26 protein-coding genes are annotated in these 20,287 nt (G+C 72.4%); 10 read left to right on the forward strand and 16 right to left on the reverse strand.

The window, feature by feature from the left end:
• Nucleotides 1–66 precede the first annotated feature (66 nt).
• The 3 genes from ABD437_RS04065 to ABD437_RS04075 all read right to left on the reverse strand — a co-directional run bounded on the left by ABD437_RS04065 (nt 67) and on the right by ABD437_RS04075 (nt 2,374).
• Nucleotides 67–246: a hypothetical protein gene (locus ABD437_RS04065; RefSeq protein ID WP_344647378.1), complete on the reverse strand. Its 180-nt coding sequence runs from the start codon at nt 244–246 to the stop codon at nt 67–69.
• 54 nt (nt 247–300) lie between these two features.
• Nucleotides 301–1,323, reverse strand: a complete 1,023-nt coding sequence (locus ABD437_RS04070; RefSeq protein WP_344647379.1) for a hypothetical protein — start codon at nt 1,321–1,323, stop codon at nt 301–303.
• 130 nt (nt 1,324–1,453) lie between these two features.
• Nucleotides 1,454–2,374, reverse strand: a complete 921-nt coding sequence (locus ABD437_RS04075; RefSeq protein ID WP_425558087.1) for an AraC family transcriptional regulator — start codon at nt 2,372–2,374, stop codon at nt 1,454–1,456.
• A 61-nt stretch (nt 2,375–2,435) separates the two neighbouring features.
• Between ABD437_RS04075 and ABD437_RS04080 the strand changes: the two genes are divergently transcribed.
• Nucleotides 2,436–3,266 (forward strand): SDR family NAD(P)-dependent oxidoreductase, encoded by an 831-nt coding sequence (locus ABD437_RS04080; RefSeq protein ID WP_344647381.1) that lies wholly within the window; start codon nt 2,436–2,438, stop codon nt 3,264–3,266.
• A 4-nt stretch (nt 3,267–3,270) separates the two neighbouring features.
• Here the strand turns inward: ABD437_RS04080 and ABD437_RS04085 are convergent, their stop codons facing one another.
• Nucleotides 3,271–4,257 (reverse strand): LLM class flavin-dependent oxidoreductase, encoded by a 987-nt coding sequence (locus ABD437_RS04085; RefSeq protein ID WP_344647382.1) that lies wholly within the window; start codon nt 4,255–4,257, stop codon nt 3,271–3,273.
• A 50-nt stretch (nt 4,258–4,307) separates the two neighbouring features.
• Between ABD437_RS04085 and ABD437_RS04090 the strand changes: the two genes are divergently transcribed.
• Nucleotides 4,308–4,658 (forward strand): DUF6204 family protein, encoded by a 351-nt coding sequence (locus ABD437_RS04090; RefSeq protein WP_344647383.1) that lies wholly within the window; start codon nt 4,308–4,310, stop codon nt 4,656–4,658.
• Here ABD437_RS04090 and ABD437_RS04095 read toward each other — a convergent pair.
• The gene (locus ABD437_RS04095) at nt 4,648–5,280 is read right to left on the reverse strand and encodes a hypothetical protein (protein WP_344647384.1); all 633 of its coding nucleotides are present in this window, start codon (nt 5,278–5,280) and stop codon (nt 4,648–4,650) included. The two genes, ABD437_RS04090 and ABD437_RS04095, sit on opposite strands and share 11 nt — an antisense overlap.
• Nucleotides 5,281–5,304: 24 nt before the next feature.
• Complete coding sequence (locus ABD437_RS04100; RefSeq protein WP_344647385.1) at nt 5,305–5,481, reverse strand: hypothetical protein; 177 nt, start codon at nt 5,479–5,481, stop codon at nt 5,305–5,307.
• A 216-nt stretch (nt 5,482–5,697) separates the two neighbouring features.
• Here ABD437_RS04100 and ABD437_RS04105 point away from each other — a divergent pair, with 216 nt between their 5' ends.
• Nucleotides 5,698–7,125, forward strand: a complete 1,428-nt coding sequence (locus tag ABD437_RS04105) for an RNB domain-containing ribonuclease (protein WP_344647386.1) — start codon at nt 5,698–5,700, stop codon at nt 7,123–7,125.
• Here ABD437_RS04105 and ABD437_RS04110 read toward each other — a convergent pair.
• On the reverse strand, nt 7,122–7,289 hold the full coding sequence (locus ABD437_RS04110; protein WP_344647387.1) for a hypothetical protein: 168 nt from the start codon (nt 7,287–7,289) through the stop codon (nt 7,122–7,124). The genes ABD437_RS04105 and ABD437_RS04110 overlap by 4 nt on opposite strands.
• A gap of 580 nt (nt 7,290–7,869) precedes the next feature.
• On the opposite strand from ABD437_RS04110, the gene ABD437_RS04115 reads away from it, so the two are divergent.
• Nucleotides 7,870–8,778: a helix-turn-helix domain-containing protein gene (locus ABD437_RS04115; RefSeq protein ID WP_344647388.1), complete on the forward strand. Its 909-nt coding sequence runs from the start codon at nt 7,870–7,872 to the stop codon at nt 8,776–8,778.
• Here ABD437_RS04115 and ABD437_RS04120 read toward each other — a convergent pair.
• From ABD437_RS04120 to ABD437_RS04135, 4 genes are all read right to left on the reverse strand, one after another.
• The gene (locus tag ABD437_RS04120; protein ID WP_344647389.1) at nt 8,775–8,990 is read right to left on the reverse strand and encodes a DUF397 domain-containing protein; all 216 of its coding nucleotides are present in this window, start codon (nt 8,988–8,990) and stop codon (nt 8,775–8,777) included. The genes ABD437_RS04115 and ABD437_RS04120 overlap by 4 nt on opposite strands.
• A gap of 99 nt (nt 8,991–9,089) precedes the next feature.
• A complete protein-coding gene (locus ABD437_RS04125; protein ID WP_344647390.1) occupies nt 9,090–10,211 on the reverse strand; it encodes a M50 family metallopeptidase in 1,122 nt (373 codons plus the stop codon).
• Between the two features lie 23 nt (nt 10,212–10,234).
• The gene (locus tag ABD437_RS04130; RefSeq protein ID WP_344647404.1) at nt 10,235–10,954 is read right to left on the reverse strand and encodes a maleylpyruvate isomerase family mycothiol-dependent enzyme; all 720 of its coding nucleotides are present in this window, start codon (nt 10,952–10,954) and stop codon (nt 10,235–10,237) included.
• Nucleotides 10,954–11,160, reverse strand: coding sequence for a DUF4287 domain-containing protein (locus tag ABD437_RS04135; protein ID WP_344647391.1), 207 nt, complete (start codon nt 11,158–11,160; stop codon nt 10,954–10,956). The genes ABD437_RS04130 and ABD437_RS04135 overlap by 1 nt, the downstream gene beginning before the upstream one ends.
• Nucleotides 11,161–11,272: 112 nt before the next feature.
• Between ABD437_RS04135 and ABD437_RS04140 the strand changes: the two genes are divergently transcribed.
• Nucleotides 11,273–12,976: a sensor histidine kinase gene (locus tag ABD437_RS04140; protein ID WP_344647392.1), complete on the forward strand. Its 1,704-nt coding sequence runs from the start codon at nt 11,273–11,275 to the stop codon at nt 12,974–12,976.
• A gap of 6 nt (nt 12,977–12,982) precedes the next feature.
• Here ABD437_RS04140 and ABD437_RS04145 read toward each other — a convergent pair whose 3' ends face one another.
• Nucleotides 12,983–13,918, reverse strand: coding sequence for a helix-turn-helix transcriptional regulator (locus ABD437_RS04145; RefSeq protein WP_344647393.1), 936 nt, complete (start codon nt 13,916–13,918; stop codon nt 12,983–12,985).
• A gap of 63 nt (nt 13,919–13,981) precedes the next feature.
• Between ABD437_RS04145 and ABD437_RS04150 the strand changes: the two genes are divergently transcribed.
• A complete protein-coding gene (locus ABD437_RS04150; protein ID WP_344647394.1) occupies nt 13,982–15,079 on the forward strand; it encodes an epoxide hydrolase family protein in 1,098 nt (365 codons plus the stop codon).
• On the opposite strand, the gene ABD437_RS04155 is transcribed toward ABD437_RS04150, so the two are convergent.
• Nucleotides 15,050–15,679 carry a DUF998 domain-containing protein gene (locus tag ABD437_RS04155; protein WP_344647395.1) on the reverse strand — a complete coding sequence of 210 codons (630 nt, stop codon included), beginning with the start codon at nt 15,677–15,679 and terminating at the stop codon, nt 15,050–15,052. The two genes, ABD437_RS04150 and ABD437_RS04155, sit on opposite strands and share 30 nt — an antisense overlap.
• A 6-nt stretch (nt 15,680–15,685) precedes the next feature.
• Nucleotides 15,686–15,883 carry a class I SAM-dependent methyltransferase gene (locus tag ABD437_RS04160; RefSeq protein WP_344647396.1) on the reverse strand — a complete coding sequence of 66 codons (198 nt, stop codon included), beginning with the start codon at nt 15,881–15,883 and terminating at the stop codon, nt 15,686–15,688.
• Between the two features lie 96 nt (nt 15,884–15,979).
• On the opposite strand from ABD437_RS04160, the gene ABD437_RS04165 reads away from it, so the two are divergent.
• Nucleotides 15,980–16,363 (forward strand): STAS domain-containing protein, encoded by a 384-nt coding sequence (locus ABD437_RS04165; RefSeq protein WP_344647397.1) that lies wholly within the window; start codon nt 15,980–15,982, stop codon nt 16,361–16,363.
• A 9-nt stretch (nt 16,364–16,372) separates the two neighbouring features.
• Here ABD437_RS04165 and ABD437_RS04170 read toward each other — a convergent pair whose 3' ends face one another.
• A complete protein-coding gene (locus tag ABD437_RS04170; RefSeq protein ID WP_344647398.1) occupies nt 16,373–16,987 on the reverse strand; it encodes a DUF1345 domain-containing protein in 615 nt (204 codons plus the stop codon).
• 123 nt (nt 16,988–17,110) lie between these two features.
• Between ABD437_RS04170 and ABD437_RS04175 the strand changes: the two genes are divergently transcribed.
• Nucleotides 17,111–17,416, forward strand: coding sequence for a hypothetical protein (locus tag ABD437_RS04175; protein ID WP_344647399.1), 306 nt, complete (start codon nt 17,111–17,113; stop codon nt 17,414–17,416).
• Here the strand turns inward: ABD437_RS04175 and ABD437_RS04180 are convergent.
• Nucleotides 17,383–17,937: a hypothetical protein gene (locus ABD437_RS04180; RefSeq protein ID WP_344647400.1), complete on the reverse strand. Its 555-nt coding sequence runs from the start codon at nt 17,935–17,937 to the stop codon at nt 17,383–17,385. The two genes, ABD437_RS04175 and ABD437_RS04180, sit on opposite strands and share 34 nt — an antisense overlap.
• A gap of 208 nt (nt 17,938–18,145) precedes the next feature.
• Between ABD437_RS04180 and ABD437_RS04185 the strand changes: the two genes are divergently transcribed.
• On the forward strand, nt 18,146–19,381 hold the full coding sequence (locus tag ABD437_RS04185; RefSeq protein ID WP_344647401.1) for an endonuclease/exonuclease/phosphatase family protein: 1,236 nt from the start codon (nt 18,146–18,148) through the stop codon (nt 19,379–19,381).
• Nucleotides 19,378–20,190: an aminoglycoside phosphotransferase family protein gene (locus tag ABD437_RS04190; RefSeq protein ID WP_344647402.1), complete on the forward strand. Its 813-nt coding sequence runs from the start codon at nt 19,378–19,380 to the stop codon at nt 20,188–20,190. The genes ABD437_RS04185 and ABD437_RS04190 overlap by 4 nt, the downstream gene beginning before the upstream one ends.
• Nucleotides 20,191–20,287: the final 97 nt, after the last annotated feature.

Raw genomic sequence — 20,287 nt, forward strand, 5'->3', positions numbered from 1 at the left:
CGGGAAGCCGTCGTAGGCCCGGGAAGCCGTTGTGGGCCCGGGACGTCGCGCGGGGTGCCGAGGGGGTCAGGCGGCGGCGCGGAAGTCGGCCAGTTCCGGGCCGTGCTGGCGGCGCAGCTCGGCGGCCAGGGACTCCGGCGCGGTGTAGTAGCCCACGAGGTACCCGCGGCACGACAGGCGCAGCCGCGGGACGCCGTCCAGCGTCACCGGCTCGATCGCCCACTCGCCACAGCACACGCACCTCATACGACCCAACGTGCGTCGCCGAAGTTGCAGGCCGATCGGCCCCAGGGTCGATCTTCACCCGGCCCGGTGGTAGGTGTACGCGGCCTCGTGCACGGCGTCGTCGGACTCCAGGCCGGCCCCGAGCGCGCCGCCGACCGTCGCCAGCGAACTGGTCAGGAACGCCAGCTCGAGGTAGTCGGAGAACCGTGCCGGGTGCCCGAGTGAGGCCCCGAACAGCCCCGGCACGACGAGCGCGAACGCCAGCAGCACCGCGAGCACGAACAGCACCGCGTAGAGCGCCAGCACGCCCGACACCACGGTGACCGTCGTCGTGATGTTGAACAGCGCCACCTGCCGACGCTGACCCGGCCGCCGGGCCCGCTCCCACAGCTTGCCGCCGACGATCAGCGTGAGCGTGAACGCCAGCATCGACACCACCGCGATGGCCGTCAGCCGCACCCCGCCGTAGGCGTCCGCGAGCAGCCACATGTCCGGCGTGACCAGCGCGAACGCCCCGGCGGCCAGGGCCGCGGTCAGGGCCCGCGTCAACCGGATCGCCAGCCGCCACGGCCGGTTCGCGCGGATCATCCCGGCCAGCAGCGTGATGTTCCCGGTGACCAGGCGGGAGACCCGGAACTCACCCGGCTCCTCGGCGAGCTCCCGGAGCCGCCGCGAGCCGCGCCGCCGGTCGTCCTCGTCGGGGGCCTCGTCGACCATGCCGGCCACCCGGTCGACCAGGTCGGCCACCACCGGCAGCCCGCGACGACGCACGTTGACCGCTCCGAGCGCGGGCACCGACACCACCCCGACGCTGTGCGCCGCGCTGGCCTGCGCCACGACCGGCCGCCGGGCCTCGGACAGCGGCAGGTTGGTGAGCCGGATCGCCAGGTCCCAGTTCTCGTCGAGCAGCCGGTCACGCGCCGCCCCGATCACGTCCGCGGGTGCGCCGGCCTCCTCCGCCACGACGAACCGCCACCCCAGCCCCGGATGGCGGCGACGCAGTTCCGGCTCCAGCTCCTCGGCGAGGTACCGGGCCAGGTCCATCGGCGCGTCCGGCTCCGCGATCAGCCCGACGGCCACCTCAACATCGGTAGACACACGCCCCGTCATGCCCGCCCACCACTCCTTTACGCTCGGCGGCCATGACGGAACGACCGAGTCGACGCTGGTCCCGCCGGCGTCGAGGTCGAGGCCCTCACCACCGCCCGCGGTCGCGTGCGCGCACAGCTCACCGACGAGTGGCGCGGGTGGTGACGCTCCGACGGTAGTCGCGCGGTGACGCCCCCACCACCCGCTTGAAGGCGGTGCTGAACGCGGTCTCCGAGCCGTACCCCACCGACCGGGCGATCGCGGCCACCGGCTCGTCGCCGCGGCGCAGCCGGCTCGACGCCAGCTCCATCCGCCAGCCGGTCAGGTACTCCAGCGGCGCCCGGCCCACGACCGCGGTGAACCGCGCGGCCAGCGTCGAGCGCGACACCGAGGCCGCGGCGGCCAGCGAGGCGACGGTCCACGGTGCGGCGGGCGCGGCGTGCACCGCACGCAGCGCGGCCCCCACGACCGGATCGGCCAGCCCGGCGAGCCAGCCCGTCACGGCGGCGCCCGGCCGCCCCAGGTACCAGCGCAGGATCCGGACGAACAGCACGACCGCGAGATGCTCGGCCACCAGCCGCGACCCCAGCGCCGGTGACCGCAGCTCGCCGCCGATCTCGTCCAGCGCCCAGCGCAGGGCGTCGGCCTCGCCACCGGGCACGTGGATCACCGGCGGCAACGCGTCGAGCAGGACGGTGCCGGCCCGGTCGCCGAACGAGAACCGCCCGCCGACCAGCACCACGTCCGCCCCGGTACCGGCGCGCGCCATGCCGTCGGACGCGTCCGCGAACACCACCCCGGCCGGAACCGCGGGTGCCGCGAGGTCGCTCGCCAGCACGTACGGCACCGGCCGCGTCAGCAGGTAACAGTCGCCCGCCCCGAGCCGGACCGTCACGTCCCCCACCCGCAACCAGCACCGCCCTTCGCGGACGACGTTGAACTTGACGCCGTCGGGGGCGGCGAACGCCACCGCCCACCGGCCGCCGGCGGTCAGCCCGGCCGAGACGTGGCCCCGGGCGTCGAGCAGGGACAGCACACCGTGCAGCGGGTCCTGGACGATCACGAAGAAACTCCGGTCGATCGATACTGGTAAGTCCAGGATACCGAGCGACGCTGGACGCATGACTCCCCTCAACGGCCGACGCGCCCTCGTCACCGGCGGTGCCTCGGGCATCGGCGCCGCCACCGTCCGTGCCCTCGCCGCCGCCGGTGCCGACGTCACGATCGCCACCCGCGACCCCCGCCGCGCCGACGCCCTGCGCGCCGACAACGTCCACGTCCGCGCGCTCGACCTCGCCGACCTCGACTCGGTCGCCGGTTTCACCTGGGACGGCCCGCTCGACGTGCTCGTCGCGAACGCCGGCGTCATGGCGCTGCCCACCCGCCGGCTCTCACCGCAGGGCTGGGAACTGCAGCTGGCCACGAACTACCTCGGTCACTTCGCGCTGGCGCTCGGCCTGCACCCGAACCTGGCCGCCGCCGGCGACGCGCGCCTGGTCGTCGTCGGCTCGGGCGCGTACCGGAACGGACCGTTCGACTTCGACGACCCGCAGTTCGCCCGGCGTCGCTATGAGCCGTTCCTGGCGTACGCGCAGTCGAAGACCGCGACGTTGCTGTTCACGGTCGGCGCCGCCGACCGCTGGGCCGCCGACGGGATCGTCGCCAACGCGGTCAACCCCGGCTACGTCCACACCGAACTGCAACGGCATCTGGACGACGACACGATGCGCGCGTTCGGCGCCATGGACGAGGCCGGCCACCTGCTGACCCCGGACTACTACAAGACCCCGGCGGAGGCCGCGGCCACCTCCGTCCGGCTCGCGGCCGCCACCACGACCGGCGGCTACTACGAGGACGGGCGGAAGGTCGAGCCGGAGCCGTTCGCGACGGACCCCGCCGCCGAGGCCCGGCTCTGGCGCCTCGGCGAGGAGACGGTCCGCGGGGCGCGGTGAGCGGTCAGGCGGTCGGGGCCCAGCCCAGCGCCGGGCCGAGTTTCCCGGCGATGTCGGTGAGGATCTGCACGTAGTCCTCGTGGTCGAAGCTGAACGGCAGCGCGAACGCCACCTCGCTCACCTCCGGGAAGGCCGCGTGGGCGTGCAGCTGCTCGGCGATCTCATCGGACGAACCGACCAGGTCGCGGGCGAACAGCATCCGGGCCGGGCCCTGCGGCGTCGCTGTCCGCGGGGTGCGCGCCTCGACGTACGCCTCGTACTTGGCGCGCTGTTCGGCCGACGCGCTGTCGGTGGGGATCACGACCAGGCCCTGGGAGACGCGGCCGCCCGGGTTCGCCGCCCGGAACGCCCGGATGTGCGAGAGCTGGATCTGCGCGAAGTCCTCCGACTCCTCGGCCTTGACCACGCTGCTGGTCAGGAAGTTCATGCCGTTCTCACCGGCCCAGCGGGCCGAGCGGAGGCTCGCGCCGCCGTACCACATCCGGGCGCCGAGGCCGGGGGAGTGCGGCTCGATCCGGTTCGAGAACACCTCGAAGCCCTCGGTGCCGGCGTCGGCGACGGCCTCGCCACGGACGAAGCGCAGCAGCCGCGCCACCCGCTCGTAGCTGAAGTCCTCCTCGGTGTCGGGGTAGAGGACGGGCTTCACCCGGTCGTAGTGCATCGGCGGACCCACGCTGACGCCCGGCTCGAGCCGGCCGCCGGACAGCAGGTCGACGGTGGCCAGGTCCTCGGCCAGCCGCAGCGGGTTCTCCCAGCCCAGGGGTATCACCGCAGTGCCGAGGTGGATGCGGCTGGTGCGCTGCGACGCCGCCGCCAGCACCGCCACCGGCGAGGAGATGCCGTACTGCAGGTGCCGGTGACGCACCCAGGCGCTGTCGAAGCCGAGCTGCTCGCCCAGCTGGATGATCTCGAGCGTCGACTCGTGTCCCGGCCGCGGGTCGGCGCCGTCGAACAGCCCGATCGTCAGAAAGCCCAGTTTGTTGATAGGCACACCGCTATTCAACCTCGGAAATCGGTGGACGGCGGTGGTGGGGTGGGGGCGTGAGTACTCGTACCTTCCGCATCACCGTCCGCGGTGTCTTCGACGGCCTGACCCCCGAGCAACGCGCGTCACTGCAGTCCCGGGCGGCCGAGCACGACGTGTTCAACGCGGCCTTCACGCCCGAGGGCACGCTGACCTACGACGTCGCCGTGCGGCCCGCGTTCACGTTCCGGTTCTCCGAGACCGGCGAGGACGAGGAGGACATCCTGCTCGCGTCCGAGCAGGCCGAGGAGAAGGCCGCGGCGTGGCTCACCGAGCGGGGCTACGGCTACAAGAACCTGCGCTCGAGCGCACAGGACATGTCCCAGGCCCCCCTCGGCAAACGCGCCCGCCGCGAGGCTAGTCGCTGACCAGCCGGGAGCGGCGGGAGCGGGCGGCCAGCCAGCTGTAGAGCAGGCGGCCGCCGTTGGTCTCGAAGCCGGCCGCGCCGGGCTGGAGGGAGTCGTCCGCCGCTCCGCTCCACCCGCGCGGCCGCCCGTCGACGTCCTCGTCGAGGAACGCCGCGAACACCGCCGAGAGCGTCTGCGCGACCTCGACGTACACGTCCGTCCGGGTGACCCACGGACACAGGACGTCCACGATCGTCCCGACCGTCGGCCGGTCGATCGACCCGTGCGGCGCGGTGCGGCCCAGCAGCATCGTCAGGTGCGCGGCCTCCCACGACTCCTCGGAGCCGGCGATCAGCGTCCGTCGCGCGCTGTCGTACTCCGTGCCGGCGGCGGCGTCGCGGAACACCTGTTGCAACGCGACGAGCAACGACAGCGCCGCTCTCGGTCCCGCGGCTCGGAACGCGCGCAGCAAAGCGTCACGATCGGCGTCGGGAGCCGGGACGACCGGCCGGATCGGGCCGCGGGTCGCGGCCAGCTCGGAGTAGCTCACCGCGGCGCGCAGACCGCGGGGCACTCCGAAGTCGGCCGCGTACCGGCCGGTGGTGGTGGCCAGACGCCAGCCCTGGTTCTGGGCGTCGACCACCCGTGACGGTGGTTGGATGACGGTTCACTCCTCCCGCGTGGCGACACGGATCATCGTGTACATGTATCCGCAGAAAGCGGTCGCCAGGAATACGAACAGCGACATCCGGGGATCGCCCGAGAACCGATAGAGCACGACCCCGAGAATGATGCTGACAACGATCGTTGTAATTGCGCGTGTCGTGACGAAAGAGCTTCGCATGCCCTCGACGCTGCCACGCGACCCGGCCGATCGGCCCCCGTCTGAGTCAGCTCGTAGATGCCTCCTGGCCAGGACTTATGCCCATTAGGAAACCCGTAGGTCCGCGGTGTCGATCCTGGACTGATTATCAGGTGGTGGTAACCGGCAACCACTGTTTATGAGAGAACGTTCAGCCTTGACGCGGGGGTGTCGGGGTGGGCTGATAGCGTCCGGGCGATGGAGGGTGGCGAGCAGGCCTGGACCGTGACCGGATCGCCCACGCGGCGGCTGCGGGCACCGGCGATCGACTTCGGCGCGATCCGCACCGAACTGGGCACGCCGCCGGACTTCTCGCCCGAGGCGCTCGCCGACGCGGCGGCCGCTCCCGCCGAGTTCACCCGCACCGACCTCACCGACGTCCCGTTCGTCACCGTCGATCCGCCCGGCTCGCGTGACCTCGATCAGGCGCTGCACCTCGTTCCCGACGGCGACGGTTTCCGGCTGCGCTACGCGATCGCCGACGTCGCCGCGTTCGTCCGCCCCGGCAGCGCGCTCGACCGGGAGACCACCGCCCGCGGGGTCACGCTCTACCTGCCCGACGGCCGGATCCCGCTGCACCCGGCGGTGCTGAGCGAGGGGGCGGCCAGCCTGCTGCCCGACCAGGTGCGGCCCGCGGTGGTGTGGACCGTGCGCCTGTCCGCCGACGCCACGCCGCTCGACGTCCGCGTCGAGCGGGCCACCGTACGCAGCCGGCAGCAACTGTCCTATCCGGAGGTCGAGGCGGGCGCGCGGCCGGAGGCCCTGAGCGCGCTGGAGGCGTTCGGCAGGGTCCGCGCCGAGCGGGTCCTGGAGCGCGGCGGCATCGACCTCGACGTGCCCGAGCAGGAGGTCGAGCGCACCGACGACGGCGGCTGGCGGCTGGTGCTGCGTGCGCAGACCCCGGCCGAGCGGCACAACGCGCAGGTCTCGCTGCTCACCGGTGAGTGCGCGGCGGCGATGATGCTCGACGCGGGCGTCGGCCTGCTGCGCACGTTGCCGCCGGCCGCGCCGGCCGACGTCGAGCGGCTCCGCGCGGTGGCGCCCGGCCTGGGCGTCACCTGGCCGCCCGGCGCGTCGCCGGGGCGCGTGGTCGCGAGCGTCGACGCGGCCGACCCGCGCGGCGCCGCGTTCCTCGACGTGGCGGCGACGCTGCTGCGCGGCGCGGGCTACACGCCGTTCACCGGCGGCGCGCCGGAGCAGCCGCTCCACGCCGGGGTCGGCGCGCCGTACGCGCACGTCACCGCGCCGCTGCGCCGCCTGGCCGACCGGTACGCCACCGAGGTGTGCCTGGCCGTCTCCACCGGCGCCCCGGTGCCCGCGTGGGTGCTCGACGCGCTGCCCGGCCTGCCGGCCACGATGGCCGCCGCCGCCCGCCGCGCCGGCGAGTTCGAACGCGCGGTCGTCGACCTCACCGAGGCCGTGCTCCTCGCCGACCGCATCGGCGACGAGTTCGACGCGGCCGTGGTCGACGTCTCCGGCGAAGGCAAGAGCGGCACGGTGGCGCTGGACGACCCACCGGTGTGGGCGAAGTGCGCGGGGCCGGGCCTGCGGGCGGGGGAGCGGCTCCGGGTCCGCCTCCTCGAGGCCGACCCGGCCACCCGCCGGGTCCGCTTCGCCCGCGCCTAACAGTCGAGGGACAGGGCCGCGAATCTGGTCGTGGCCTCCGCGAGCAACGCCAGCGAACCGATCACGGCGACGAGCGCGGAAAGAGCCGATCCGCCGAGGGCCACCGCATGGTCGACCGCGGTGACCGACGACAGGATCACCACGACCACGACGACCGCCGGCATCCGATTCCGGCGTGGTGATAATGCATCGCACATCGGTCTTCTCCTCTTCGGGGTTTCCCTGCTGGACCGGATTGAGTCTCCATTCAGAGCTCCGGTGAGTTGATACCGGCTGCAGCGCTCCGATTGAAGACACGGATCAAGCGTCTGCATTCAAATGGCTGGACGCAAGTTTCGACGATCGTCGGAAAATGAGTGAATAGCGTGAGAGGTTGAACGGTGAGGCATGCGCTTGCGCGCGACGGCGCAACTCGACACGTCGCATATTTGGTGGTGTAATCGGCGCAGGCGACATCGCCAACAGCCCTGATTCGTGGTCTACCTGCTGGACCGGTCAGGGAGGCAGCCCTCCGACTGCAGCCGGAGGGCTGCCCTCGTCTCGCTGCTGTTCACGCCGATTTCTCCAGCCTGTCCAGCCCCATCGACCGCGCTTGTTCGAGTGGTTGCGGAATTCCGTCCTCGACTTGCCGCAAGTCAATTGCACCCGCATCCTCGGAGTCGATTCGTGGCGTAATCTTGAGACGGATCGAGTGGCGACGTCGCCGATTCCTGATCCGGCCATGTCGACGCGAGGAGATGGAAGATGGGGCGTTTGGACCCGTTAGTGCGTCGACGTCACGTGGGCCACCAGTTGCGTAGGTACCGTGAGGCAGCCGGCAAGTACCAAAGCGATGTCATGGGCGCGATGGACTGGTCGAAGTCGAAGATCAATCGGGTAGAGAACGGCGTGGTCGCGGTCACCACCGTCGATCTGCTGCACCTGCTGCGGTATTACGGCGTTGACGACGAGGAGTCGACTCGTCATCTCTTGGAGGCCGCGCGCGAGTCCCGTCGTCACTCGAATTGGTCGGAATTCCGCGACTACGTGTCGCCGGAATACTATTCATTCGTCGCCCACGAGGCTTCGGCGCGGATGATCCGGAGCTTTCAGCCGCTCGTCGTGCCCGGATTGCTGCAAACCGACGAATACGCGTCCGCCGTGGTCGGATCCTACAATCGTCGAACAGCCGACGTCGTGAAGAAGCGAGTTGAATTGCGAACCCGGCGGCAGGTGGTGCTGGAGCGGGACGAACGCCCCGCTCTCTGTTTCCTGCTGAGCGAGGCCGTGATCAGTTTCCGGGTCGGCGACGCCAGGGTCATGCGGGGGCAACTCCGCCGGCTCATCGAGGTCGCCGAGCGGCCGGGCGTCACGGTGCGGATCGTTCCGTTCAGCTACGGCATCTACCCGCACTGGCGGGAACCGTACGTGCTGCTGGAGATCGAGGAACCGGCCAACGGCGACGACGCGGGTGATCTGGTTCTCTACCTCGAGACACCGCGCGGCGAGCTGTTGACGTCGGTGGCCTCGGGCGATGAGACCGGTTCCGGACGCCGCCCCTCTCCGTGCCCGACCGACTGGCTGGACGACCACGTGACGTTGGAGGCCGAGGCCGGTGATCTCGAGCTGACCCTCGGGAAGCTGCACGAGGCCCTGGCGCGGGTGTCCGCTTAGCCCGGCAGCCGGCGTACGAAGGCGACGAAGTCCCGGAACTGCCGGCGTGTGAGCGCGAGATGCCGTCCGTCGGCTGCCTTGCTGTCCCTAATCAGCACGACCGAACCGGTCCGCACCTCGACGCAGTCGCCGTCGACACAGTACGACGAACGCTGCCAGCCGCCCGGTGCCGGAGAGCTGACGAGCGGCCGGGACGAGAGCGGGGCATGCACGGGTGAAGGTCCTTTTCGGTCCAGACGGCGCGACAGTCGCCCGGTCCCACTATCTAACCATCACGGAGAGTTACTCGCCGGTCACCTAGGGCACGACACTCAGAGCGAGCGCACTGGGTTCACGACGTCGGCGGCCACCGTCAGCGCCGTGAACACCGCGAAGACCAGGATGGCCAGGTAGGTGAGCGGGGCCAGCTTCAGGTAGTCGACGCGGCCCGGGTCGGGGCGGTGGAGGCGGGCGTACAGCCGGGAACGCGCCCGTTCGAACCACCACACCGACACGTGCCCGCCGTCCAGCGGCAGGAGCGGGAGCAGGTTGAACGCGGCCAGGAAGAAGTTCAGGCCGGCCAGCAGCAGCACGAACGACGGCCACTCGCCCCGGTCCGCGAGCTGGCCCCCGAGGTGGCTCGCGCCCACCATGCTCACCGGGGCCTCCGGGTCGCGCTCGTCACCGGTCAGCGAGTTCCACACCGCGGGCACCCGTTCGGGCAGGTGTGCCAGCGCGGCGAACGTCCCGGTGACCATCGAGGCGGTCTGCGTGCCGGTCAGGGCGATCGCGCCCACCGGGCCGGCGGTGCTGCGCGGTACGTCCGCGGTGACGCCGAGCTGTCCGGCGCCGTCGACGAGCGGGATCGTCGCCGAGGAGGTGCGGAGCCGTCCGTCGCGCCGGTAGCCGACGTCGAGGGTGCGGCCGCCGGAGGCGCGGACCACGGTGGTGAACGAGTCCCAGCCGCGGACCTCCCGGCCGTCGAGCGTGACGACGACGTCGCCGGGGCGCAGGCCCAGCCGCGCGGCGGCGCTCGCGTCGGACACCGTGGCCACCCGCACCGGCTCGCGCTGCAGCCGGTCCGCGTCGGGCAGCGGCGTGAACGCGAACACGCCCCAGATCAGGACGGTGCCGAAGACCACGTTCGCGGCCACGCCCGCGGTCATCACGACGGTGCGTTTCCAGAGCGGGAAGCGCCACATCGCGCGTGGATCGTCGTCGGAGTCGTCGAACTGCCGGACCATGCCGACGATCGAGACGAACGCGCCGACCGGGATCGCCTTGACGCCGTACTCGGTCCCGCCACGGCGGAACGAGAACAGCGTCCGCCCGTACCCGACGAAGAACCGCGTGACCTTCAGGCCGAACGCCCGGGCGGCCCCGAGATGACCGGCCTCGTGCAGGACCAGCGAGAGCAGGATGCCCAGCGCGAACAGGACGACTCCGACGACCATCCCCGGACCGTATCGAGCCCGCGCTAGAACGGGGTCCGGTCGAGCCAGGTGCGCCAGACGGCCCGGTCGCCGAAGAGCTCCAGCGCGGAGTCGTCGCGGCGGCGGGTGATCGCGAGCAGGAGGTCGGTGGCCGGGCCGCGGAGCGCGGCGGTGGCCTTCGTGTGCGACGGCTCGAACGCCAGGCCCGACGCGGTGCCGCGCAGCGTCCACTCGGCGTCGACGTCGGTGGCGTGCAGGTGCAGGCTCTCGCCGTCGGCGACCGGTCGTTCCCCGCGGGCGACGAGCAGCTCGACCCACTCGGTGACGCCGTCCGCGGCCAGCTCGGGCGCCAGCGGGTAGGGCACGCCGAGCGCGATCGCGGCGTCCGCGCGGTGGACGGTCGACTCGTGCAGGCGACGGCGGATCCACCACGACGCCGGGCGCGGCCCCACCGCGGTCCAGACGGGGGCGTCCGGGTCGAGGGCCACCGCGTCGAGCAGGACCGAGCCGCCGCCGGCGACCCACTCCAGTGCGCCCTCGGCGTCGGCCGGTGGCTTGCCGCCCTCGACGGCACGCGGGTCGATCGGCTCGACCCGGCGCTCCCGGATGATCTGCGCGGCCCAGCGGTGCCCGCGCCCGAGGTGCCGGAGCAGCTGGGTCAGCGACCAGCCGGGGCACGTCGGCACCGGAGTGGTGAGGTCGGCGCCGCGCAGGATGTCGGCGAACCGCCGGTCCTGCTCGACCAGCGCCGCCGCGTGGTCGATCACCGGCCGCCCGCCAGCACGTGCGCGACCAGAGCGTTGGCGTGGCCGTGCCCGAGGCCGTGCTCGGCCTTCAGCCAGTTCACCAGCTCCATGTGCTTGGTCAGCGGCGAGGCGCGGATCAGGTCCTGCCACTCGCTGACCGGGCGGCCGTACTTCTTCTCGATCGACGGGAAATAGGACGCGGGACCTTTGACGGGCTCAGCCATGCCGACACTCTACGACCGGCGGCTTCGACTCAGGCTCTAGTCCGTTATGTCAGTTTATGGTTATTATGCGAGATTGAGGTGTGTCGTTCGCGCGGTCGGAGGAAACGCAACGATGATGCGTGAAGACTCAGTAGTGGGCACCGATCCGATCGTCCGGGGGACCCGGCTACGGACGTTCGACCCCAGTGCCTCCGAGGCCCTCGGCTCCACGGCGCACCACGTCGCCACGCTGACCGCGTTGGCCGCGGGCACCCCCGCCGGTCTGGTCTACCTCGCCGACGGCGAGATGCTCCGGATGATCGGCGCCTGGGGGCTGCGCGACGGCTGGCAGGTCCTGCAGGGCCTCCCGGTGTCCGAGACGGTCGCCGGGCTGGTGTTCACCCGCCGGAGCCCGATCGTCATCGATGACGTGCGTGAGGACGACCGGGTGCCGCCGACCTCGCCGATCTTCGACCACGGTGCCCGGGCGTACACCGGCTACCCGATCGCCGACGGGAACGGCGAGATCGTCGGGGTGTGCGCGGCGATGGACTACCGGCCCCGTCACTGGGGGCCCAGGGAGCTGACCGGCATCGAGACCTCGGCGAAGGTCTGCACCGGGATGCTGCGCGAGCTCACGGTCGAGGCCGGGCGCCGGCCCGGAGGGCTGGACGCGGCGCGGTTCCTCGACACCGAGCGGGCGGTCGGCAACGCGCTGGCCGAGGCGCTGGGCATCGAACAGGCCGGCCCCACCGTCCTGCGCGCGGTCTGCTCGTCGCTCGGCTGGTCGGCCGGGGAACTCTGGCTCGCCGACGACGACGCCGACGAACTGCGGCCGGTCGCCACGTACCGCGACGGTGACCGCCCCGGCCTGCCGGTGCCGTCGCGCCTGGCTCGCGGCGCGGGCCTCGCGGGATCGGCCTGGGAGCACAACGAGGTCGTCTGGGTGCGCGACCTGAACGGCATCAACGGCTCGACCCTCCGCAGCGGCGTGGCGGTGCCGGTGCCGTTCAGCGGGAGCGCGCTCGGGGCGCTGTGCTTCTTCACCGACGTCGTGCGCGACGCGGAGAGCGCGGTCACGATCCTGCTGACCGGGATCGCCGGGCAGGTCGCGCAGTTCCTGCAGCGCCGCCGGGCCGAGGACGCCGAGCTCGCGCTGGCCCGGAGCAAGGACGAGTACCTGTTCCTGGTCGGCCACGAGCTGCGCACACCGCTGACGTCGATCGCCAGCTACACCGAACTGCTGGCCGAGACACCGGGCATGGACGCCGAGAGCGTCCGGCTGCTCGGGGTGATCGACCGCAACACCAGCCGCCTGCGGCACATCATCGACGAGCTGCTCGACCTCGCCGCACTCGACTCCGGCCACGCCGACCTGGTGTGGGAGCGCCTCGAGCTGGCCACGATCGTCGACGCCGCGCTGTCCGACACCCGGGCCGGCGCCGACGAGGCCGGCGTGGAGCTGCGTGCCGAGCTCCAGCCGGGGCTCTACGTCGACGGGGACGGCGAACGGATCCGCCAGGTGCTCGACCACCTGCTGCGCAACGCGGTGACGCACAGCCCACGCGGCACCGTGACGGTGTCGACCGCCGCTCCGGCGACGGGCACGGTGGACCTGGTCGTGGCCGACACCGGCGTCGGCATCCCCGACGACGAGGGCGTCGAGGTGCTGAGCCCGTTCTACCGCACGGTGCTCAGCCGGGAGCAGCAGCTGCCGGGCGCCGGTCTCGGCCTCGCGCTCAGCCGCGCGATCGTCCAGGCGCACCGCGGAACGATCCGGCTCATGCCCAACCGGCCGCGGGGCACCCGGGCGGTGATCCGCCTCCCGAAGGCGTGAGCGCCCCTACCCGGCGGCGCGGCGGAGACGGTCGGCCAGCTCGCGGAGCGCGTCCGCCAGCTCGGGGCCGTCGAGCACGCGGAACTCGGCGTCGAGCAGGACGAGGTGCTGCGCCAGCGCCCGCGGGTCGTCCGAGCCCGGGGTGAACTCGCAGCGGTCCGGGCCGAGCGGGCGCACCTCGACCGGGATCGGCAGGCGTCCACGCACGTACGACGCGGACGCCCGCACCTCCACCCGCGCCCGGTACCGCCACGGGGCCGTGCCGACGCCGCGGGCGACCCGCGCCGCGATCTCCGCGTCCGGCGGCAGTGCGCGCGGCGGGAAACGCGGCCCGCCCGGCACCTTCGGCGTGATCCGGTCGGCCCGGAACGTCCGCCAGTCGGCCCGCGCCACGTCCCACGCGAACAGGTACCAGCGCCGCCGGTCGTGCACCAGCCGGTACGGCTCGACGTCCCGGCTCGACCCGGTGCCGTCGTGCGCGCGGTAGTCGAACCGCAGTCGCTCGGCGTCCCGGCAGGCGGCCGCGATCGTCGTCAGCACCGCCGGGTCGACCCGCGGCCCGAACACCGGCGCGGGCACCGCGTACTCGCTCAGCGCGCTGACCCGGTGTCGCAGCCGCGACGGCAGGATCTGCTGCAGCTTGGCCAGCGCACGCACCGACGTCTCCTCGACCCCGGTCACGCTCGCCGCGGTACGCAGCCCCACCACGACCGCCACCGCCTCCTCGTCGTCGAGCAGCAGCGGCGGGAGCGTGCCCCCGCTCCCCAGCCGGTATCCGCCGGCCACGCCGGGCCGCGCGTCCACCGGGTAACCGAGGCGGCGGAGCCGGTCCACGTCCTTGCGGATCGTGCGTGGCGTCACCGCGAGCCGGTCGGCCAGCTCCGCCGCGGTCCAGTCCCGCCGGGACTGGAGCAGCGACAGCAACGTCAGCAAGCGCGTCATGGTTGATCATCCTCGTCCTATTGCGGAACGAAACGAACCGCAATTGCTGCGACCGTTCCCGGTATGAACCCCTTCCGCATCGCCGTCGCCGACGCCGAGCTCGACCGTCTCCACGCCCGGCTGGCGGACGCCCGCTGGCCGTCCGGCGGGCCCGGGAACGACCCCCGGCGCGGCATCACCGCCGCCCGGCTCGCCGAGCTGGCCGACCACTGGCGCACCGGGTACGACTGGCGGGCCGCCGAGGCCGAGCTCAACCGTCACCCGCAGTTCCGCACCGAGATCGACGGGCAGGTCGTCCACTTCGTCCACGTCCGGTCAGGCGATCCGGACGCCGTCGCGCTGCTGCTCACCCACGGCTACCCGAGCTCACCGGCCGAGTTCGGGCGCCTGATCGACCTGCTCACCGACGACTTCCACCTGGTCGTACCGTCCCTGCCGGGCTACGGGTTCTCGACCCCGCTCGCCGGTCCGGGCGCGACCATGGGCCGGGCCGCCCGGCTCTGGGTGGAGCTCATGCGCCGGCTCGGGTACGAGCGGTACGGCGTGCACGGCGGCGACGTCGGGGCCGGGGTGTCCGGCGCGGGCGCGGCACTCGACCCGGCGCACGTCGTCGGCGTGCACGTGGTGACCGATCCGACGACCGCGGCGGCCACCGCGACGTTCCTGCCGGGACTGGCCGACGGCCTCGATCCGGACGACGGGACGGACGCGCTGATCCTCGAGCGCATGACCGCGTTCCGCACCGAGAACTCGGGGTACCTGGCCGTTCAGAACTCGCGCCCGCAGACGATCGGCTACGCGCTCGCCGATTCGCCGCTGTTCCAGCTGGCCTGGATCGCGGAGAAGTTCGACGAGTGGGCGCAGCACCCGATCGACAGTGACCTGCTGCTCACCACCGTCAGCCTGTACTGGTTCACCGGCTGCGGCGCGACCGCCGCGCACACCCTGTACGACCAGGCGCACGCGCACGACTGGGGCGGGCCGGTGACGGTGCCGCAGGGTTTCGCGGTGTTCGGCGCCGACGAGACCGTGCGCCGTCTGGTGCCCGCGCCGCCGGACGCGCACTGGACCGAGTTCGCGCACGGCGGCCACTTCCCGGCGATGGAGGCGCCGGTCGACCTCGCCGCCGACCTACGGACGTTCTTCGCGGGAACGCGCTGAGCGGGCCCACCCGGCCAGCAGCAGCACGGTCGCGACCTCGGCCAGCCCGAGCACCCGCTCCACCCCACCGAGCGGGATCGCCCGCCACCAGCGCACACCGGTCCACGGCTCGGAGACCAGCGCCCACAGGATCGGCGTGAAACACAGGAACGACACGACGCCGCCCACCGCGACCCGGCGGGCGGCGTCGGAGTGGCGCAGGCGGGGTGCCGCGGCCAGCAGCGCGCCGGCCGGCAGGCTCAGGAACGCCAGCAGGCTCGCGGCCCGGTGGACGTCGCCGCTGACCGACGGACCGACGGACCAGTCGTGCTTCTCGAACCAGACCACCCCGACCAGCCCCACCACCCAGAGCAGCAGCGCGACGCCGGCGCCGCGGGTCAGCAGCCCGGCCCGGTGCAGCGCCGCCACCACGGCCAGCGATCCGGCGGCCAGCAGCAGCGTCGCGGCGTCGAACAGCCAGCCGTTCGGGAGCAGCGCGTACTGGCTGATCGTGCGGCGCGACCAGTCGAGCTCGGCGGAGGGCGGCACGACGTGCAGCACCCCGAACAGCACGAGCGAGACGCCGACGCAGGCGGCACCGGCCAGGGCGAGAAGTTTCATCGCCCCCTAGCGTGCCACCTGCGCGACGAGGTCCGCGCAGGCGTCGGCGAGCGGGGCGCCCGGCAGCACGCCGACGACGTACCGGCACGCCACCCCGAGCTGGTCCGCCCGCCGCTGCGCGGCGCGCACCGTGACCTCACTGAAGTCCACTGCCACCACCGAGGTGGCCCCCGCGTTCACCAGCGTGGCCCGGCGGTCAACCACTAATTGACGGGACAGCACGTGAACGAGTGTCAAAGTAATCTGAGCACAGTCAGTGCTGGTACGGACTCGACGCGTGTAAAACCCGGGGGAATCGTGATGTACTCCGATTGGCGTACCCTCCCGGCCACCGCCGCCGCCCGGGCGATCAGCGATCCGACCGGCACGTTGCACGTCCGGAAGGGCACCCGCTACCGCTGCATGGTGTTCAGCCTGGCGGGCGAGGTAGACGCGCGGACCGCGCCCTGGCTCACCGCCGAACTGCTCACCGCCTGTCGTGAACGCAGCGGCGACGCACTCGTGCTGGTGCTGCGGCACCTCTCGTTCTTCGGCGCCGCCGGTCTGCAGTGCCTGAACACCGTGGCCGAGGTCGCCGGCCGGCACGACGTGCACGTGTCCATCTGGGACCCACCGCCGTTCGCCCGCCGGGTGCTGCGGGCCGGCCACCTGCACCCCTCGGTGCTGGTCGAGCCGCCGGAGTGACCGGGCAGCTCAGCCGGTGATGACGCTGACCGCGATACCGATCGTCGCGGTGTTGTAGATGAACGACAGGACGCTGTGCGAGAGCACCTGCAGGCGGATCGAGCTGGTCTGCGTCTCGACGTCGGACACCGAGAACGTGGTGCCGATTGTGAACGAGAAGTAGGCGAACTCCACGTACGAGGGCTTGTCGATGTTCGGGAACGTCAACGGCGGGTCGGCCGGATCGGCGGCGTAGAACGTCTTCGCGTAGCGCTCGGCGTAGCCGAAGTGCAGGATCGCCCATGCCAGGATGACGCACGGCAGCCCGACGGCCGACGCCAGCCACTTGGCGTCACCGCTGCCGCTGGTCGCGATCGTGAGGCCGGTGCCGATGCCGATGATGCTGGTGAGCACCGTGAAAGCCAGGCCGATCCGGCCGCCGAGGCTGCGCGTGAGCCAGACGTCGTCCCCGCGGCGGTTGCTGCGTCGTAACCGGTACATGCGGGTGGCCAGGTAGAAGACCGCGACGCAGTCCCAGAGAGAGATCCACAGGATCGTGTTCTCCGCCGCGACCGTGATCAGGCCGATCACGAGGAGCAGCGCCTCGATCGCGCGGGAGAAGAAGTACGTGGCCTTGCTGGTCATCGGTGTCCTTCGGGGGTGGAGGGGAACGCCCCCGACCCTAGGGACGCCCACCCCGGCCCCTCGTCCTCCGCTGGGTCGAACCGGTCCTCTATCGATGGATAGAGGACGGGTACGGTCGTTTCCATGCGTATTCCGACGGCGGCGATCACGGCAGGTTCCCTCATCGGCGGCTGGCAGGTCGCGCGGCGCACCGGGGTGCGACCCCTCGGCGGGGTCGTGCTCGCGGCGGGCGGCGCGCTGGCGGGCCGCGAGTGGGCGCGGCGGACCAGCCCGGCGGTCACCGGTGCGCTGGTCGCGACCTACCTCGGGGCGTTCGGTCTCTCGCACCCGCTGGCCAAGCGCATCGGCGGCTGGCCGTCCGTGCTCACGGTCTCCGCGCTCACCGCCGCGGCGAGCTACCTGGTGTCCGACCGCCGGCCGGAGGACTGAGCCGCCAGGATCGTCGCGGCCAGGGCCACCCGGTGGTCCTTGGTCCAGGGTGGCCCGGCCGGGCGTTCGGGCGGCCGTCCGAGCAGACGGGCGGCCCTGGCCTCGACGTCGTTGGCGTCGAAGAGATGCACGGCCCAGCCCCGGGCCTGCGCGCACTCGGCCAGCACCTGGCGGTACATCACCGAGTCGGCGCGGGCCTCGTACGGCGCGCGGCGCAGCGTCGCCAGGTCGGCCGGGAAGTCCGGCGGCCAGGCCCGCAGCGAGAGCGAGACGATCGGCGCGCCGACGTCGGCCGCCAGGTCACCCAGCGCCGCCGCGGTCGCCCGGCCCGCGGACGCCCGGACGCGCGCCACGAGGTCCGCGGCCGCCACGTCGTCGAGCGCCGCGCCGTCGGAGTGGACAGGCGCGACGGGCGTGCCGGGCTCGACCAGCTCGATGCGCCGCCGGTCGACCACCCGGTGATCGGCCGACGCGGTCACGACGACGGCCCACCCGAAGTGGTGTGCGACCCCGACCCTCACGTCGGCAGTACACCACGCGTCAGGAGCCGGAGGCACCGTTCCAGGTAGGGCCGCGTCGACGGGGCGGATGCTGTTCGACCCGCCGATCTCGCGGCCGTCGGACATCGCCGCCGGGGTGGCCTCGCGCGAACGCGCCGGTTGAACTGTCGGCGACGGATCGCGCGAAGCCGCCCCGGAAGGACGCGGCGTCCGGTATCGAGAATGCGTGATGAAGCGAGTTCTTACGGTAGCCGCGGTCTGCGCGGCGATCATCGGCACGTCACCGGCCGGCGCGGTCGCCCACGACCAGCGCACGGTCCGCTTCGCGACCTACAACCTGTCACTCAACCGGCCGGCCGAGGGGCTGCTGCGCGAACACCTCGCCGCCCCCGGCGTCGACGACGTCTACCGCCGCCAGGCGCACAACGTCGCCGAGGTCATCCAGCGCGCGCACCCGGACGTCGTCCTGATCAACGAGTTCGACTACGACCCCGAGGCCGCGCGGCTGTTCGCGGAGAACTTCCTCGCCGTTCCGCAGAACGGCGCACCGGCCCAGCGCTACCCGTACCGGTACGTGGCCCCGTCGAACACCGGGATCTCCTCGGGGTTCGACCTCAACCACAACGGCGTGACCGACACGACACCCGGCGACCAGGCCTACGGCGACGACTCCTGGGGCTTCGGCCAGTTCCCGGGCCAGTACGGGATGGTCGTCTACTCGAAGTTCCCGATCGACTACCGCGCGGTGCGTACCTTCCAGCTCTTCAAGTGGAAGGATATGCCGGGTAACGCGATACCGACGGACTTCTACTCGGCCGAGGAACAGGCGGCGTTGCGCTTGTCGTCGAAGAGCCACTGGGACGTGCCGATCACCGTCGGCCGGAAGTCCGTGCACTTCCTGGTCTCGCACCCGACGCCGCCGACGTTCGACGGCCCGGAGGACCGCAACGGCCGGCGCAACCACGACGAGATCCGGTTCTGGGCCGACTACGTGACGCCGTCGACGTCGTCCTACGTCTACGACGACAAGGGCCGCCGGGGCGGCTTGAAGCCCGGTCAGGCGTTCGTGATCGCCGGCGACCAGAACGCCGACCCGGACGACGGCGACTCCTACCGGAACGCGGCCCGCCAGCTCACCGGGCACCCGCTGATCGACGCACGCACGTTCCCGTCCAGCGCGGGCGCGGTGGAGGCGGCGACGCTCCAGGGCGGCGCCAACACCACCCAGAAGGGCGATCCGCGCTTCGACACCGCCGACTTCGCCGACACCGCGCCGGGCAACCTGCACGCCGACTACGTGCTGCCCCGCGTCGGCACCCGGGTCGTGCGGTCGGGCGTGTTCTGGCCGGTGCGGTCGGATCCGTTGTCCCGGCTGACCGGGGTGTTCGACCCGCAGTGGTCGGCGGTCAACGGGTTCCCGACGTCCGATCACCGGCTGGTCTGGGCGGACCTGGGACTGCGTTGACGACGACGTACACCGCCGACGGCCCGGAAGGTTCCGGGCCGTCGGCGCCGTCGTTCCTGCAGGACGATCCGCACCGCCCGGTGGTGCGCATCGGCGACACCGTGCGCCGGCCGCTGCACGCCTGGTCGGCGACCGTGCACGAACTCCTGCTGCACCTGGAGTCGGTCGGCTTCCCGTACTCGCCGCGGTTCTTGGGCATCGACGCCGACGGGCGCGAGGTGCTGACGTACCTCGACGGCGAGTCCGGCGGCGCGGCCTGGCACCGCGTGGTCGGCGACGCGGGCCTGGCCGCGATGGCGCGGCTGCTGCGCGACTACCACGACGCCGTGCGGAGCTTCCGGCCCGCCGCGGCCGCGGGCTGGGCGGCCGACGACGGCGCGTTCGAGAACGGCGAGCTGGTCTGCCACGGCGACTTCGGCCCGTGGAACCTGGTCTGGCGCGGCACCCGGCCGATCGGGATCCTCGACTGGGACTACGTACACCCCGGACGCCCCGTGCACGACGTCGCGTACGCCCTCGAATACGTGGCGCCGTTCCGCGACGACCACTACAGCTGCGAGTCGATGCACCACCCGGTGCCCCCCGATCGCCGTCGGCGCCTCGAGACGTTCGCCCGGAGCTACGGCCTGACGACCGTCGACGGCCTGGTCGACGCGGTCATCGACCAGCAGAGCACCGTCTGGCGGCGGGCCCGCCAGCTGGCCGCCGAGGGCCGCCAGCCGCAGGTGGCCTGGCAGGAGAGCGGCGTCCTCGACGCGGCCGGCGAACGCCTGGCCTGGAGCCGCGCCAACCGCCACCTGTTCGACTAGCGAGTGTCCTGTAAGTCATCGCAGCCAGAGCACGATCGCGGCGAGGATGAGTTCTGACTGGTAGTAGGCCATCCTTTTCGCGTAGCGGGTGGCCAGG

Origin of the sequence: Cryptosporangium japonicum (assembly GCF_039524755.1) — a bacterium.
In the GTDB taxonomy this organism is placed as follows: domain Bacteria; phylum Actinomycetota; class Actinomycetes; order Mycobacteriales; family Cryptosporangiaceae; genus Cryptosporangium; species Cryptosporangium japonicum.

What these genes read in the sequence shown, in the direction of transcription:
- ABD437_RS04105 (WP_344647386.1), top strand. Translation starts at nt 5,698, where the DNA reads ATGGAGGGTGGCGAGCAGGCCTGGACCGTGACCGGATCGCCCACGCGG.
- ABD437_RS04135 (WP_344647391.1), bottom strand. Translation starts at nt 11,160, where the DNA reads ATGGCTGAGCCCGTCAAAGGTCCCGCGTCCTATTTCCCGTCGATCGAG.
- ABD437_RS04080 (WP_344647381.1), top strand. Translation starts at nt 2,436, where the DNA reads ATGACTCCCCTCAACGGCCGACGCGCCCTCGTCACCGGCGGTGCCTCG.
- ABD437_RS04165 (WP_344647397.1), top strand. Translation starts at nt 15,980, where the DNA reads ATGTACTCCGATTGGCGTACCCTCCCGGCCACCGCCGCCGCCCGGGCG.
- ABD437_RS04140 (WP_344647392.1), top strand. Translation starts at nt 11,273, where the DNA reads ATGATGCGTGAAGACTCAGTAGTGGGCACCGATCCGATCGTCCGGGGG.
- ABD437_RS04170 (WP_344647398.1), bottom strand. Translation starts at nt 16,987, where the DNA reads ATGACCAGCAAGGCCACGTACTTCTTCTCCCGCGCGATCGAGGCGCTG.
- ABD437_RS04185 (WP_344647401.1), top strand. Translation starts at nt 18,146, where the DNA reads ATGAAGCGAGTTCTTACGGTAGCCGCGGTCTGCGCGGCGATCATCGGC.
- ABD437_RS04175 (WP_344647399.1), top strand. Translation starts at nt 17,111, where the DNA reads ATGCGTATTCCGACGGCGGCGATCACGGCAGGTTCCCTCATCGGCGGC.
- ABD437_RS04065 (WP_344647378.1), bottom strand. Translation starts at nt 246, where the DNA reads ATGAGGTGCGTGTGCTGTGGCGAGTGGGCGATCGAGCCGGTGACGCTG.
- ABD437_RS04110 (WP_344647387.1), bottom strand. Translation starts at nt 7,289, where the DNA reads ATGCCGGCGGTCGTCGTGGTCGTGGTGATCCTGTCGTCGGTCACCGCG.
- ABD437_RS04125 (WP_344647390.1), bottom strand. Translation starts at nt 10,211, where the DNA reads ATGGTCGTCGGAGTCGTCCTGTTCGCGCTGGGCATCCTGCTCTCGCTG.
- ABD437_RS04100 (WP_344647385.1), bottom strand. Translation starts at nt 5,481, where the DNA reads ATGCGAAGCTCTTTCGTCACGACACGCGCAATTACAACGATCGTTGTC.
- ABD437_RS04115 (WP_344647388.1), top strand. Translation starts at nt 7,870, where the DNA reads ATGGGGCGTTTGGACCCGTTAGTGCGTCGACGTCACGTGGGCCACCAG.
- ABD437_RS04145 (WP_344647393.1), bottom strand. Translation starts at nt 13,918, where the DNA reads ATGACGCGCTTGCTGACGTTGCTGTCGCTGCTCCAGTCCCGGCGGGAC.
- ABD437_RS04150 (WP_344647394.1), top strand. Translation starts at nt 13,982, where the DNA reads ATGAACCCCTTCCGCATCGCCGTCGCCGACGCCGAGCTCGACCGTCTC.
- ABD437_RS04155 (WP_344647395.1), bottom strand. Translation starts at nt 15,679, where the DNA reads ATGAAACTTCTCGCCCTGGCCGGTGCCGCCTGCGTCGGCGTCTCGCTC.